This is a genomic window from Streptomyces venezuelae (genome assembly GCF_008642355.1).
Classification (GTDB): Bacteria; Actinomycetota; Actinomycetes; order Streptomycetales; family Streptomycetaceae; genus Streptomyces; species Streptomyces venezuelae_B.
In genome coordinates, this window is record NZ_CP029193.1 from 7,632,639 (window position 1) to 7,648,506 (window position 15,868).

The following is a 15,868-nucleotide window of genomic DNA, read 5'->3' on the forward strand; positions in this document are numbered from 1 at the left end:
GACTTCGCCGCGCGGGTCATGGGCCGTGAGCCGCGTACCGATGTCGAGCGGGTGCTGTGTGTGCTGTTCGCCGAGGTGTTGGGGCTGGAGCGGGTCGGTGTCGAGGACGGGTTCTTCGAGCTGGGCGGTGACTCCATCAGCTCCATGCAGTTGGCGTCGCGGGCGCGCCGCGCGGGGCTCGTCGTCACACCCCGGCAGGTGTTCGAGGAGAAGACGCCGGAAGGCATCGCGGCCGTCGTGCGGCGGACCGACGAGGCACGCACGGCGGTGGACATCGGCGTGGGCGACGTGCCGTGGACGCCGGTCATGCGGGCGTCGGGGGAGCGGGCGGCGCGGCCGGGGTTCGCGCAGTGGGTGGTGCTGGCGGTGCCGGGCGGTCTCGGAGCGGACATTCTGGCGGCGGGCCTCTCGGCCGTGCTGGACACGCACGACATGCTGCGGGCCCGGACCGTTCCCGGCGAGGCGCGGTTCACGGTGGGGGAGCGTGGTTCGGTCGACGCGGCTTCGCTGGTGTCGCGCGTGGACGCGGTGAGGGCCGGGGCCGAAACGGTGCGGGAGCTGACGGAGCGTGCCGCGGGGGACGCGGCGGGGCGACTGGATCCGGTGTCCGGAGCGATGGTGCGGGCGGTGTGGGTGGACACGGGGCCCGAGCGGGTCGGGCAACTCGTTTTCGTCGCGCACCACTTGGTGGTGGACGGCGTGTCGTGGCGGGTGCTGGTGCCGGATCTGCGGGTGGCGTGCGAGGCGGCGGCCGAGGGGCGGGTGCCGGAGCTGGATCCGGTGGGCGCGTCGTTCCGGCGCTGGGCCGAGCTGCTGGCCGCGGAGGCCGTGACGGAGAAGCGGGTCGCGGAACTCGACGGCTGGCTGCACCTGCTCGGCGAGGCCGGAACCCGGGCCCAGCTCGCACGGCGGGAGCTGGACTCGTGCGTCGACACGGTCGGCACCCTGCGCCGGCACACCTGGACGGTGCCGCCCGAGCAGACGGAGACGCTGCTGAACAGGACGCCGACCGCGTTCCACTGCGGAGTCGACGACATCCTGCTGGCCGCCCTGGCCGGTGCGGTCGCGCACTGGCGGCCCGAGGCGGCCGCGGGCCTCCTGGTCGACGTCGAGGGGCACGGCCGCGAACCGTTAGGCGGGCATGACGTGGACCTGTCGCGCACGGTCGGCTGGTTCGCCGCCACCCACCCCGTCCGCCTGGACACCTCGGGGATCGACCTCGTCGAGGCCCGAGCGGGCGGCCCCGCGGCGGGCGCGCTCCTGAAGTCGGTCAAGGAGCAGCTGCGCGCGCTCCCGGGCGGCGACGGGCTCGGCTACGAGCTTCTGCGCCACCTGAACCCGCGGACCGCACCCGTACTCCGTACCCGTCCTGCCCCGGACATCGGCTTCAACTACATGGGACGGTTCGCGTCCGACGTACGCGCATCCTCGGCGGACGGCGCCTGGCAGGTGCGGGGCGAGACGGCCATCGGCGGCTCGTCCGACCCCGACACGCCACTGCGGCACCTCGTGGACGCGGGCGCGATGGTCCAGGACGCCCCGGGAGGAGGACGGCCGGAACTCACGCTCACCCTCAGTCGGCCCGCGCACCTCGTGACGGACGACGAGGCCGCGGAGCTCGGCCGGACCTGGCTGGAGCTCCTGGGCGGCCTGGCCGCCCACACCGACGCACCCGCCTCGGGCGGCCACACGCCCTCCGACTTCCCCCTCCTCGATCTGGCGCAGGACGAAGTCGACGAATTCGAGGGGACACCGGGCCCGACCGCGGGCCCGGAACCCTCCTGACCCACCCGTCATCCCCCCCCGTGACCCGGCCCACTGAGGAGACAGAGACGATGACCCGCTCCGTAGTCGAGGACGTCTGGCCGCTGTCGCCGTTGCAGGAAGGCCTCCTGTTCCACGCGGCCTTCGACGACCGGGGACCGGACGTCTACCAGGGGCAGCGCATGCTGGAGCTGGTCGGCCCCCTGGACACGGACCGCCTGCGCAGGACGTGGGAGGCGCTGCTGGCCAGGCACGGCGCGCTGCGGGCGAGCTTCCGTGGCCGCAAGTCCGGCGAGGCCGTGCAGGTCATCGCGCGCGAGGCGGAACTGCCCTGGCGGGTCATGGACGTCTCCGGTCTCGCGGAGGACGAGGCGCTCGCCGAGACCGACCGGCTGGCCGCGGACGAACGCGCACGGCGCTTCGACCCGGCGGTCGCCCCCTTGCTGCGGCTTCTCCTCGTCCGGCTCGGCGACGCGCGGCACCGCCTGGTCGTCACCAGCCATCACGTCGTCATGGACGGCTGGTCCATGGCCGTGCTCTTCAACGAGCTCCCCGCCGTGTACGCGGAGGGAGGCCATACGCGTGCCCTGCCGCGCGTGACGTCCTACCGTGAGTACCTGGCCTGGCTGAACCGCCAGGACAAGGAGGCTGCGCGGGACGCCTGGCGGGCCGAGCTCGCCGGGGCCGACGAGCCGACCCTGGTGGCACCGGCCGACCCGGGCCGGGCCCCCGTCGCCCCGGAGAGCCTGATCACCTACCTCTCCGAGGAACTGACCGCGGGCCTCGCGCAGCTGGCCCGCAAGCTCGGGGTCACCGTGAACACCGTGATCCAGGGAGCGTGGGCACTGGTCCTCGCCCGCCTCGCCGGGCGCACGGACGTCGTGTTCGGTGCGACGGCGGCGGGCCGCCCTGCCGAACTGCCCGGCGTGGAAGCGATGATCGGCCTGTTCATCAACACGCTCCCGGTCCGCGTACGTCTCGACGGCGCGCAGCCCGTGGCGGAGATGCTCACCGCCCTGCAGCGGCGCCAGGCCGGCCTCATGGCCCACCAGCACCTCGGACTGCCCGAGATCCAGCGGCTCGCCGGTCTCGGATCGGTCTTCGACACGATCATCGTGTACGAGAACTACCCGCGGCCCCCGGAACGGGAGCCCGCGCCCGACACCTTCGCCATCCGCTTCCTCGGCGGCGAGGAGGCGGCGCACTACCCGCTGACGCTCGTCGTCGCCCCCGAGGGCGACCGCATGGGCTTCAAGCTCGACCACCGCCCCGATCTCTACGACCGCGCCGACGCCCGGTCGGTCGTCGACCGGTTGACACGCGTCCTCGAACAGGTGGTGGCGGACCCGTCGGCACCGGTGGGCCGCGTCGACGTGGCCGGGGAGACCGAACGGTCACTGGTCGTCGAGGAGTGGAACGCGACCCGGAGGCCGGTGACGGCCGGGTCGGTGCCGGAACTGCTCGCCCGCCAGACGCGCCGCACACCTGCCGCGGTCGCCGTGACGGACGGCGAACGATCCCTGTCGTACGCGGAGTTGGAGGACTCCGCCGCACGCCTCGCGCGGCATCTGACGCACGTCGGGGTGCGGCGCGGGGACCGCGTCGCGGTGGCGATGGAGCGTTCGGCCGACCTGATCGTGGCGTTGCTGGCGGTGTGGCGGGCGGGGGCGGCGTTCGTGCCGGTGGATGTGGAGTATCCGGCGGAGCGGGTCGCGTTTCTGTTGCAGGACTCGGCGCCCGCTGCGGTGGTGTGCACCCGGCTCACGAGCGGGTCCGTCCCGGAGGACGCGGCCGGTGGCCGACGCGTGGTGGTGGATGACCCGGAGACCACTTCTGTCCTCGCCGGGTGTCGTGCGGATGGTCCTGGGGTGTGGGTGGGTGGGGGTGATGTGGCGTATGTGATGTACACGTCGGGGTCGTCGGGGGTGCCGAAGGGTGTGGTGGTGCCGCATGGGGCGGTGGCGGGTCTGGTGGGGGTTCGGGTTGGTCGGTGGGTGCTGGTGATGCGGTGTTGATGCATGCGCCGCATGCGTTTGATGTGTCGTTGTTCGAGGTGTGGGTGCCGTTGGTGGCGGGTGGCCGGGTGGTTGTGGCGGGTGCGGGTGTGGTGGATGCGGGGGGTGTTCGGTCGGCTGTTGGTGTGGGTGTGTCGGTGGTGCATGTGACGGCGGGTGTGTTTCGGGTGTTGGCGGAGGAGTTTCCGGGGTGTTTTGCCGGTCTGCGTGAGGTGTTGACGGGTGGGGATGTGGTGCCGGCGGGTGCGGTGGCGCGGGTGCGTGGGGCTTGTCCTGGGGTGGCGGTGCGGCATTTGTACGGGCCGACGGAGATCACCCTCTGCGCGACCACACACCACCTGTCGCCGGGTGCGCCGATGGACGACGCCCTGCCCATCGGCCGTCCGCTGCCCAACCGCCACGCCTACGTCCTGGACGCCTTCCTCCGCCCCGTCCCGCCCGGAACGACGGGCGAGCTCTACCTCGCCGGGACCGGTCTCGCACATGGCTACCTGGGTCGGCCGGGTCTTTCGGCCGGGCGGTTCGTGGCGTGTCCGTTCGCGTTGGCGGGTGGTGGTGGGGAGCGCATGTATCGCACGGGGGATCTGGTGCGGTGGACGGCGGACGGTGAGTTGTTGTTCGTGGGGCGTGCGGATGAGCAGGTGAAGGTGCGTGGGTTCCGGGTCGAGTTGGGTGAGGTCGAGTCGGTGCTTGCCGGGCATGGGGCGGTGGGGCAGGCGGTGGTGGTGGCCCGGCAGGACGTGTCGGGTGGCGAGAAGCGGTTGGTCGGGTACGTGGTGCCGGACAGCGGCGGACGTGAGGTGGAGGCCGGGGCGCTGCGGGCGTATGTGGCGGAGCGGCTGCCGGAGTACATGGTGCCGACGGCCGTGGTGGTGCTGGACGAGCTGCCGCTGACGGTCAACGGGAAGGTGGACCGGTCTGCGCTTCCCGCGCCGGACTTCGCCGCGCGGGTCATGGGCCGTGAGCCGCGTACCGATGCCGAGCGGGTGCTGTGTGCGGTGTTCGCCGAGGTGTTGGGGCTGGAGCGGGTCGGTGTCGAGGACGGGTTCTTCGAGCTGGGCGGGGACTCCATCAGCTCCATGCAGCTGGCGTCGAGGGCGCGCCGCGCGGGGCTCGTCGTCACACCCCGGCAGGTGTTCGAGGAGAAGACCGTCGAGCGGCTGGCGTCGGTCGCGGAGGCGGTGGGGCGTGAGGTCGCGCCGGTCGCCGATGTCGGTACGGGTGTGGTGCCGTGGACGCCGGTCATGCGGGCGTTGGGGGAGAGGGCGGCGTGGCCGGGGTTCGCGCAGTGGGTGGTGCTGGGCACTCCGGCGGGGTTGCGTCCGGAGGTTCTGGCGGCGGGTCTGCGTGCGGTGCTGGATCGGCATGACATGTTGCGGGCCCGTGTGGTGCCGGGTGAGTTTCGGTTGGTCGTCGAGGAGCCGGGTGCGGTCGGTGTGGAGGGGCTGATCGAGCGCGTGGATGCGTCGGGCGGCGCTGTGGATGTGGGCGAGCTGGCTCGTGTGGCTGCTGGACGGCTCGATCCGGCGCGCGGGGAGATGGTGCGGGTCGTCTGGGCGGATGCCGGGCCCGGCCGACCGGGCCAACTGGCTCTCGTATTGCACCACTTGGTGGTGGATGGCGTGTCGTGGCGGGTGCTGGTGCCGGATCTGCGGGCGGCGTGTGAGGCGGTGGCCGAGGGGCGGGTGCCGGAGCTGGATCCGGTGGGCACGTCGTTCCGGCGCTGGGCCGAGCTGCTGGCCGCGGAGGCCCTGGGGGAGGAGCGGGCCGCGGAAGTCGACGGATGGGTGGAACTGCTCGGAGAGTCACAACATGTGCTGGGAGAGCGGGAGGTGGACCCGCACGTCGACACGGTGGCGATCTTGCGGCAGCGGTCGTGGGTGGTCCGGTCGGAGCAGGCCGAAGTGCTGCTGGGCAGGGTGCCGACCGCGTTCCACTGCGGTGTCGACGATGTCCTGCTTGCTGCTCTGACGGGGGCGGTCGCGCATGGGCGGCCGGAAAGCATGTCAGGGCTCTTGATCGATGTGGAGGGTCACGGCCGTGAGCCGTTGGGCGCGGACGGCGGTGTGGATCTGTCGCGTACGGTGGGCTGGTTCACCAGCGCGCACCCGGTGCGGACGAACGCGTCCGGGATCGATCTCGCCCAAGTCCTCGACGGCGGTCCTGCGGCGGGCGCGCTGCTCAAAGCGGTCAAGGAGCAGCTGCGTGCGGTCCCGGGCGGTGACGGACTGGGCTACGAGCTGCTGCGCCACCTCAACCCGCGGACCGCACCCGTGCTCCGGGCCCGGCCCGCTCCCGAGATCGGCTTCAACTACATGGGCCGGTTCACGGCACCGGTACGTGCCTCCGGGGCCGATGCCGCCTGGCAGCTGACCGGCGAGACCGCCATCGGCGGCACCGTCCCCCCGGACATGCCCCTCCACCACACCCTGGAGGCGAACGTCACCGTCCGTGAGACGCCCGAAGGTCGCCCCGAACTGGAACTGCGGCTGAGCTGGCCCGACGGCGTACTGACGCAGGACGCGGCGGAGCGGCTCGGCGGCACCTGGGCCGCCATGCTGAACGGTCTGGCCACTCACGCGACGGACGACCCCCACGCAGGCGGGCACACCCCCTCCGACTTCCCGCTGCTCGGCGCCGCCGCTCTCACACAAGACGATGTGGACAGGGTGGAGGCGGCGGTGCGGGAGCCGGCCGACGTATGGCCGCTGTCACCGCTGCAAGAAGGCATGCTGTTCCACGCCACGTATGACGCGGAGGGCCCGGACGCCTACCAGAGCCAGCGCGTGCTCGCCGTCGACGGACCGCTCGACGCCCGGCGCCTACGGGCGGCCTGGGAAACGCTGGTCGCGAGGCACGACGCGCTGCGCGCCGGTTTCCACCGCCTCACCTCCGGCGAAGCCGTGCAGGTCGTGGCCCGGAACGTACAACTGCCCTGGACCGAATTCGACGTGACACACCTCCCGTCGGACGAGGCGCTGGCCGAGGCCGAACGCCTCGCCGGGAACGAAGCGGCACAACGCCTGGACCTGACGGCCGCCCCGCTCCTGCGCCTCGTTCTCATCCGCCTCGGCGCGGAACAGCACCGGCTCGTCGTCACCAGCCACCACATCGTGGCCGACGGCTGGTCGACGCCCCTCATGCTCAACGAGGTCTCGGCGCTCTACGCGGCGGACGGCGCCGCCGCACCGGACAGGCCCGCCTCCTACGGGGACTACCTCGCCTGGCTGCACCGGCAGGGCAAGGAGGCGGCACGGGACGCCTGGCGGGCCGAGCTCGCCGGGACCGACGAGCCGACCCTCGTGGCGCCGGCGGACCTGCCCGACGGCCTCGTCCTGTCCGAGGAACGCTCCGTGCGACTCTCCGGCAGGGCCACGCGCGCCCTCACCGCACTGGCCCGCGCGCACGGGCTGACCGTCAACACCTTCGTCCAGGGTGCCTGGGCGCTGGTCCTCGCGCGGCTCGCGCGGCGCACGGACGTCGTGTTCGGCACGACCGTGGCGGGGCGCCCACCGGAGATCCCCGGCGTCGAGTCGATGATCGGTCTGTTCATCAACACGTTGCCGGTGCGCGTACGGCTGGACGCGCGGGAACCCGTCCTGACCCTTCTCGCACGACTCCAGGAACGCCAAACCGCTCTGATGCCTCATCAGCACACGGGCCTCGCCGAGATCCAGGCGCTCGGTGGACCCGGCGCCGTCTTCGACACGATGCTGATGGTCGAGAACTATCCCCGGAACACCTCACGCCTCCCCGGTTCCGCCTCCCCGGTCACGCTCACCCAGCTCAGCAGCCAGGCCGGCACGCACTACCCCCTGGCCATCGGCGTCGTCCCCGACGACCGCATCGAGGTCCGCGTGACCTACCGGCCCGACGTGTTCGACGGACAGCGCGCCCTCCAGGTGGGACGGCAACTGACGCGCGTCCTCGAACAGATCGCGGCCGACCCGACGCTGCGGGTCGGCGACATCGACGTCCTGGCGACGGCCGAACGCACCGCCGTCGTGGAGCGGTGGAACGACACGGACCGGCCGGTCGAAGCCGGAACGCTGGGCGAACTGTTCGACGCGCAGGCACGCCGCAGCCCCGACGCACCGGCCGTGATCGGCGCGGACCGGCAGTGGACCTACGCGGAACTCGCCCGCGCCGCCGACCGCGTGGCACACGGCCTGCTGGCACGCGGCGTGGGCAGGGGCGACCTGGTCGGCGTGGTCATGGAACGCTCCGTCGACGTGGTCGCGGTGCTCCTGGGCGTGGCACGGGCCGGAGCGGCGTTCGTGCCGGTCGCCCCGGCCTATCCGGCCGAGCGCATCGCGCACGTCCTCGCCGACGCGGAACCCGCGCTCGTGGTGTGCACGACCGTGACGGAGCCGGTGGTCCCGGCGACGCAGTCGGGGCCCGGACGCTGGGTCTACGACGCCCCGGACTCTGTCCCCGAGGGGGCTCTCCGCCTCCCTGCTCAACCGCCCCGGCCGGGCGTGCCCGGTGCCTGCCACGTGTCGGACGCCGCGTACGTCATCTACACGTCCGGTTCGACGGGCACACCCAAGGGTGTCGTCGTCACGCACGGCGGCATCGCCAACCTCGCCAACGGCCAGATCGAGCGCTTCGCCGTACGCCCGGACTCACGCGTCCTGCAACTGGCCTCCTGGAGCTTCGACGCCGCGGTCTCCGAAATGTGCATGGCGCTGCTGTCCGGCGCGGCACTCGTCGTGGTCGACGGCGAACGGCTGCCTCCGCACGGCTCGTTGGACGAGGTCGCCGCCGAGTTCGGCATCACGCACATGACCGTGCCGCCGTCCGTCCTGGGAACCGTCGACGCGCTGCCGGACACCGTGGAGACGCTGGTGGTGGCGGGTGAGGAGTGCCCGCCCCGCCTCGCGCGTCGCTGGTCGGACCGCCGCCTCGTCAACGCCTACGGCCCCACCGAGGTGACCGTCTGCGCGGCCATGAGCGAGCCACTGCGCCCCGGACGGGGGCAGGGGCAGGGTGAGGTGCGGGGGGACGGACCCGTGCCGGTCGGCCGCCCGCTGATCAACACCCGGGCGTACGTGCTCGACGACTTCCTGAAACCGGTCGGGCCGGGCACCGAGGGCGAGCTGTATGTCATGGGACCCGGCCTGGCGCGCGGGTATCTGGGTCGGCCGGGTCTTTCGGCCGGGCGGTTCGTGGCGTGTCCGTTCGCGTTGGCGGGTGGTGGTGGGGAGCGCATGTATCGCACGGGGGATCTGGTGCGGTGGACGGCGGACGGTGAGTTGTTGTTCGTGGGGCGTGCGGATGAGCAGGTGAAGGTGCGTGGGTTCCGGGTGGAGCCGGGTGAGGTCGAGGCGGTCCTTGCCGGGCATCCCGGGGTGCGGCAGGCCGCCGTGGTCGTGCGTGAGGACCGGCCCGGGGACAAGCGGCTCGTCGGGTATGTCGTGCCCGAGGCCGAGGCCGGGGCCGAGGCCGGGGATCTGGAGATCCAGTCCGTGCAGGAGCACCTGGCGCAGGTGCTGCCCGACTACATGCGGCCCGCCTGCGTCGTGGTTCTAGAGACGCTGCCGCTGACGGTGAACGGGAAGGTGGACCGGTCTGCGCTTCCCGCGCCGGACGTCGCCGCGCGGGTCATGGGCCGTGAGCCGCGTACCGATGCCGAGCGGGTGCTGTGTGTGCTGTTCGCCGAGGTGTTGGGGCTGGAGCGGGTCGGTGTCGAGGACGGGTTCTTCGAGCTGGGCGGGGACTCCATCAGCTCCATGCAGTTGGCCTCGCGCGCACGCCAGGCGGGCTTGATCCTCACGCCCCGCCAGGTGTTCGAGGAGAAGACCGCGGAACGGCTGGCGATGGTCGCGGAGACGGCGGAGTCCGACGCCGCGCCGGTCGTCGATGTCGGTACGGGTGTGGTGCCGTGGACGCCGGTCATGCGGGCGTTGGGGGAGCGCGTCACGAGTGCGCAATTCGCGCAGTGGGTGGTGCTGGGCACTCCGGCGGGGTTGCGTCCGGAGGTTCTGGCGGCGGGCTTGGGCGCGGTGCTGGATCGGCATGACATGTTGCGGGCCCGTGTGGTGCCGGGTGAGTTGCGGTTGGTCGTCGAGGAGCCGGGTGCGGTCGGTGTGGAGGGGCTGATCGAGCGCGTGGATGCGTCGCGTGGCGCTGTGGATGTGGGCGAGCTCGCCCGCGACGCCGCCGGACGACTCGATCCGGCGCGTGGCGAGATGGTGCGGGTCGTCTGGGTGGACGCAGGGCTCGAACGTCCCGGTCAACTCATCGTCCTGGTGCACCACTTGGTGGTGGATGGCGTGTCGTGGCGGGTGCTGGTGCCGGATCTGCGGGCGGCGTGCGAGGCGGTGGCCGAGGGGCGGGTGCCGGAGCTGGATCCGGTGGGCACGTCGTTCCGGCGCTGGGCCGAGCTGCTGGCCGCGGACGCCACCGGCGAGCACCGAGTCGCGGAACTCCAGGACTGGCTGGCCTTCCTGGGAGACGACGTAAAGCCTTTGGCGCGACGAGCGTTGGACCCGGCTGTCGACACGGCCCGTACCCTGCGTCGGAGTTCCTGGGTCGTGCCGTCGGAGCAGGCCCAGGCGCTGCTCGGCAGGGTGCCGGTCGCGTTCCACTGCGGTGTCGACGACGTCCTGTTGGCGGCTTTGACCGGCGCGGTCGCGCATGGGCGGCGGGAAGCCATCTCAGGGCTCCTGATCGATGTGGAGGGTCACGGCCGTGAGCCGTTGGGCGCGGACGGCGGTGTGGATCTGTCGCGTACGGTGGGCTGGTTCACCAGCGCGCACCCGGTGCGGACGAACGCGTCCGGGATCGATCTCGCCCAAGTCCTCGACGGCGGTCCTGCGGCGGGCGCGTTGCTCAAAGCGGTCAAGGAGCAGCTGCGTGCGGTCCCGGGCGGTGACGGACTGGGCTACGAGCTGCTGCGCCACCTCAACCCGCGGACCGCACCCGTACTCCGGGCCCGGCCCGCTCCCGAGATCGGCTTCAACTACATGGGCCGGTTCACGGCACCGGTACGTGCCTCCGGGGCCGAAGCCGCCTGGCAGCTGACCGGCGACACCGCCATCGGCGGCACCGTCCCCCCGGACATGCCCCTCCACCACACCCTGGAAGCGAACGCCGCCGTCCGTGACACCCCCGAAGGACCCGAGCTGACGCTCACCCTGAGCTGGGCGGGCGACCTCGTGCCGACCGCGGAGGCCGAGCGGCTCGGCAGCACCTGGGCGGCGATGCTGGGCGGCCTCGTCGGGCACACCGTCGACGACGCCACCGCGGGCGGCCACACCCCGGCCGACTTCCCGCTCCTCGGTACCGCCCTGACGCAGGCCGACGTGGAGGAGCTGGAGACCCTGGTGCCCGGCCCGGCCGACGTATGGCCCCTGTCGCCGCTGCAGGAGGGAATGCTCTTCCACGCCACGTACGACGACAGCGGACCCGACGTCTACGAAGGGCAGCGGGCCCTGGAGCTGGACGGGCCGCTGGACGCCGACCGGCTCCGCGCGGCCTGGCAGGCGATGCTGCGCCGGCATCCGACCCTCCGTGCGAGCTTCCACCGCCTCACCTCGGGCGAGGCGGTGCAGATCGTGGGCAGCGACGTCGAACTGCCGTGGTGCGAAGCGGACGTGACCCACCTCGGGCCCGCCGAAGCGCGCACCGAGACCGAGCGTCTCGCCGAACGCGAGCGGGCGCAGCGGATCGACGTCACCCGGCCGCCGCTGGTGCGGCTGCTCCTGATCCGGCTCGCCGAGCACCGGCACCGCCTGGTCATCACCAGCCACCACCTCATCATGGACGGCTGGTCCCTGCCTGTTCTCATCGGCGACCTGACCGCCGTGTACGAGGCGCTGGCCACGGGCGGCGACGAACGGGACCTCCCGGCGGCGACGTCCTACCGTGAGTACCTCGCCTGGCTCGGCCGGCAGGACGGCGACGTGGCACGGCAGGCCTGGCGCGCGGAGCTCGACGGCCTGGACGAGCCGACCCTCGTCGTGCCGTCGGACGCGGTGCGCGTGCCGGTTGTCCCCGAGCGGGTGCGGTTCGCCTTCCCCGAGGAACTGTCACGGGGTGTCTCCGCGCTCGCCCGTGACCGTGGGCTGACGGTGAACACCCTGGTGCAGGGCGCGTGGGCCCTGCTGCTCGCGCGTCTCGCCGGACGTGCCGACGTGGTGTTCGGCGCGACCGTGGCGGGGCGGCCCACCGATCTGCCGGGCGCGGAGTCGGCGATCGGCCTCTTCATCAACACGTTGCCGGTGCGCGTACGACTCGATGCCCGGCAACCCGTTGCGGAGATGCTGGCCGAACTCCAGCAGCGTCAGGTCGCTCTGATGGCCCATCAGCACATGGGGCTTTCGGAGATCCGTCGACTCGCCGGGCCCGGCGCGGAGTTCGACACGCTCGTGGTCTACGAGAACTACCCCCACCCACCCTCCGACGACGCGACGCCCGCTTCCCTCACGGTCCGTCCCGCGGGCGCGCCACAGGACATGGGTCACTACCCGCTGACCTTCGTCGTGTCGCCGGGCACGCCCATGCAGGGCGACTTCGTCCACCGCCCGGACGTGTGCGACCGCGCACGCGCCGAGCAGATGATCGCGTCACTGATACGGATCCTCGAGCAACTCGTCGCCGACCCGCAGGCCCCGGTCGGGCAGTTGGACGTGGCGGACACCGCCGCGCGCGAGACGGTCGTACACGCGTGGAACGCCACGGAGGCGCAAACTGCGGAGGTGCTGGCTGCGGGGGTGCCGCTCCCTGAGCTGTTCGGCCGCCAGGTGGAGGCGTCGCCGGACGCGGTCGCCCTGGAGGCGGGCGAGACCCGTTTGACGTACCGGGAGTTGGGGGCGGAGGCGGGCCGTCTGGCGCGGTATTTGGTGGGGTTGGGTGTGGGGCCTGAGGTGCGGGTGGCTGTGGTGGGTGAGCGGTCCGTGTCGTTGGTGGTGGCGTTGTTGGGGGTGTCGTTGGCGGGGGGTGTGTTCGTTCCGGTGGATGCGGGTTATCCGGCGGAGCGGGTGGGGTTTGTGCTTCGTGATGTGGGTCCTGCGGTGGTGGTGTGCTCGGTGGGGTCGCGGGGTGTGGTGCCGGAGGGGTTTGCGGGTCGGGTCGTGGTGGTGGATGACCCGGTGGTGGCGGCGGAGATTTCCGGGTGCGCTCCCGGACCGGTGCAGGGCGGGGAGCGGCTGGGGGCGTTGTCGGCCGCGCATGCCGCGTACGTCATCTACACCTCCGGTTCCACCGGCACCCCCAAGGGCGTCACCGTCACCCACGCCGGACTGCGGAACCTCGCGCGTGCCCAGATCGACCGCTTCGGTGTGCGGGCGGACTCGCGCGTCCTGCAGTTCGCGTCGCTCAGCTTCGATGCGGCCGTCTCCGAGCTGTGCATGGCGCTGCTCTCGGGCGGCACGCTGATCCTCGCCCCGGCCGACGAACTGCCGCCGCGGGTGTCGCTGGACGCCGCTCTGCACGCGTCGCGCACGACCCACGTCACCGTGCCGCCGAGCGTCCTGGCGGCCGAGGACGCGCTGCCGGACACCCTCGAAACCCTTGTGGTGGCCGGCGAGGCCTGCCCGCCCGGCCTGGTCGACCGGTGGTCGTCCGGGCGGCGCATGGTCAACGCGTACGGGCCGACGGAGACGACGGTCTGCGCCGCGATGAGCGAGCCGCTGGCCCCGGGACGCGACATCGTGCCCCTGGGGCGGCCGATGGCGAACACGCGGGTCTTCGTCCTGGACGACTTCCTGCTGCCCGTGCCGCCCGGTGTCACGGGTGAGCTGTACGTGGCCGGGGCGGGGCTCGCCCGCGGGTACCTGGCGCGCCCGGGACTGTCCGCGCAGCGCTTCGTGGCCTGCCCGTTCGGGGCGGGCGAGCGGATGTACCGCACCGGTGACGTGGCCCGGTGGACCGATGAGGGCGAGCTGGTCTTCGCCGGACGCGCCGACGACCAGGTCAAGATCCGGGGGCATCGCGTCGAGCCCGGAGAGATCGAGGCCGTGCTGGCAGCGCACCCGGACGTGACACAGGCCGTGGTCGTGGCGCGCCGTGACCGCGCCGAGGACGCGCACCGGCTGATCGCGTACGTCGGCGTGGGCGTCGCCGCGGAAGCGTCCCCCGGCGCCTCGGAGCCCCCCGGCCTCGCCGCATACGTACGCGACCGCCTGCCGGAGTACATGGTCCCCGCCGCGTTCGTCCCCCTGGAGCGGCTGCCGCTGACCCCGAACGGGAAGGTGGACCGGGCCGCGCTTCCCGCACCCGACTTCGCCGAACGGGTCACGGGACGCGCCCCGCGCACGGCGACCGAGCGTGCGCTGTGCGACCTGTTCGCGGAGGTGCTCGGCCTGGAACGGGTCGGTGTCGGCGACAGCTTCTTCGAGCTGGGCGGCGACTCGATCATGTCGATGCAGCTCGCCTCGCGGGCGCGCGGCGCCGGGCTCGTGCTGACCTCACGGCAGGTGTTCGAGGAGAAGACCCCGGAACGGCTCGCGCAGGTCGCGGAGACGGCGGAACCGGCCGCGGCGCCCGACGACATCGGCGTCGGCGAGGTGCCCTGGACCCCCGTGATGCACGCGCTGGGCGAACGGGCCACCAGCCCAGGCTTCGCGCAGTGGGTGGTCGTCGGCGCCCCGGCAGGACTGGGCCTCGACACGCTGGCCACGGGCCTTGCCACCGTCCTCGACACGCACGACATGCTGCGGGCCCGCACGGTGCCCGGCGAGCGGAAGCTCATCGTCGGCGAGCGGGGCTCGCTCGACGCGAAGGCCCTGGTCTCCCGCGTCGACGCGACGACCCTCCACCTATCCGGGGACGCGACGCATCCGGACTCGCCCGGGGACGCGACGCATCCGGACTCACCAGGGGACGACACCACGACCCCCGCCACCCCTTCCCTGGACACCGTCGCCGCCCGAGCCGCCCGAGAGGCCGCGCAGCGGCTCGATCCCGCTGGTGGCGTCCTGGCGCGTGCCGTGTGGGTCGACGCCGGGGGCGATCGCACCGGACGGCTGGTCCTCGTCGTGCACCACCTCGTCGTCGACGGCGTGTCGTGGCGTGTCCTCGTGCCCGACCTGCGGGTGGCGTGCGAAGCCGTGGCCGCGGGGCGGGAGCCGCATCTCGAACCCGTCGGGACCTCGTTCCGGCGCTGGGCGGAGCTCCTTGCCGCCCAAGCGGTCGACGCACACCGCGTCGCCGAGGCTGAGGAGTGGCTGACTCTGCTGGGAGAGACACAACAGCGGGTCGCGGCGCGCGAGCTGGATTCCGGAGTCGACACCGTCCGCACCCTGCGTCACCGCTCCTGGACCCTGCCGACCGAGCACGCCGCCACGCTCGTGGGACGCACGACCGCCGCCTACCACTGCGGCGTCGACGACGTGCTGCTCGCCGCCCTCGCCGGGGCGGTCGCCCGCACACGCCCGGACGCCGCTGCCCCCGGGCTCCTGGTCGACATCGAGAGCCACGGACGCCAACCCCTCGACGGAGTCGACCTGTTGCGGACGGTCGGCTGGTTCACCAGCGTCCGGCCGGTACGGCTCGACGTGACCGGCGTCGACCTGGACGGCGCTAGGGCCGGCGGTGTCGCTGCCGGTACCTTGGTGAAGGCCGTCAAGGAGCAGGCGCGGGCGGTGCCCGGCGACGGACTCGGCCACGAACTGCTGCGTCACCTCAACTCCGCGACACGCGCCGAGTTCGAGGCAGCGCCCACGGCACAGATCGGCTTCAACTACCTGGGCCGGTTCGCCACAGGCACAGCCGCAGGCGCAGGCCGCGCCCCGGGCTCGCCCGGCCCGTGGGAGATGGCCGGCGACACCGCCATCGGCGGCTCGGTCGACCCGGACATGCCCGCCACCCACGCACTGGACGCCGGCGCGGTGGTCAGGGACACCGCCGAAGGACCCGTACTGACGATCACCCTGAGCTGGGCGAGCCGGCTGCTCGACGAAGCCGACGCCGAACGGCTCGGCCGGGACTGGCTGGACATGCTGGCCGGCCTCGCGGACCACACCGCCGACCCCGCGGCAGGCGGACACACCCCGTCCGACTTCCGCCTCCTCGACCTCGCACAGCACCAGATCGAGGAGCTCGAAGCCGGATTCGCGGGCGAGCAGCCATAGATGCCATAGAAG

3 protein-coding genes are annotated in these 15,868 nt (G+C 72.7%); all 3 read left to right on the forward strand.

Annotation, left to right across the window (positions count from 1 at the left end):
* Positions 1 to 18: 18 nt before the first annotated feature.
* Genes DEJ47_RS37215 through DEJ47_RS34475 form a run of 3 tightly spaced genes read left to right on the forward strand, consistent with a single transcriptional unit; the run spans position 19 to position 15,856 of the window.
* Positions 19 to 1,785 carry a condensation domain-containing protein gene (locus tag DEJ47_RS37215; RefSeq protein ID WP_263398933.1) on the forward strand — a complete coding sequence of 589 codons (1,767 nt, stop codon included), beginning with the start codon at positions 19 to 21 and terminating at the stop codon, positions 1,783 to 1,785.
* A 50-nt stretch (positions 1,786 to 1,835) separates the two neighbouring features.
* Entirely contained in the window at positions 1,836 to 3,779 is a 1,944-nt protein-coding gene (locus DEJ47_RS37470; RefSeq protein WP_150175046.1) for a condensation domain-containing protein, read from the forward strand.
* Positions 3,779 to 15,856 (forward strand): non-ribosomal peptide synthetase, encoded by a 12,078-nt coding sequence (locus DEJ47_RS34475; RefSeq protein ID WP_150175047.1) that lies wholly within the window; start codon positions 3,779 to 3,781, stop codon positions 15,854 to 15,856. The genes DEJ47_RS37470 and DEJ47_RS34475 overlap by 1 nt, the downstream gene beginning before the upstream one ends.
* The last annotated feature ends 12 nt before the right edge of the window (positions 15,857 to 15,868 follow it).

Bases quoted from the DNA above. Each gene is read 5' to 3' on its own strand.
- DEJ47_RS37215 (WP_263398933.1), top strand. From the start codon at position 19: ATGGGCCGTGAGCCGCGTACCGATGTCGAGCGGGTGCTGTGTGTGCTG.
- DEJ47_RS37470 (WP_150175046.1), top strand. From the start codon at position 1,836: ATGACCCGCTCCGTAGTCGAGGACGTCTGGCCGCTGTCGCCGTTGCAG.
- DEJ47_RS34475 (WP_150175047.1), top strand. From the start codon at position 3,779: ATGCATGCGCCGCATGCGTTTGATGTGTCGTTGTTCGAGGTGTGGGTG.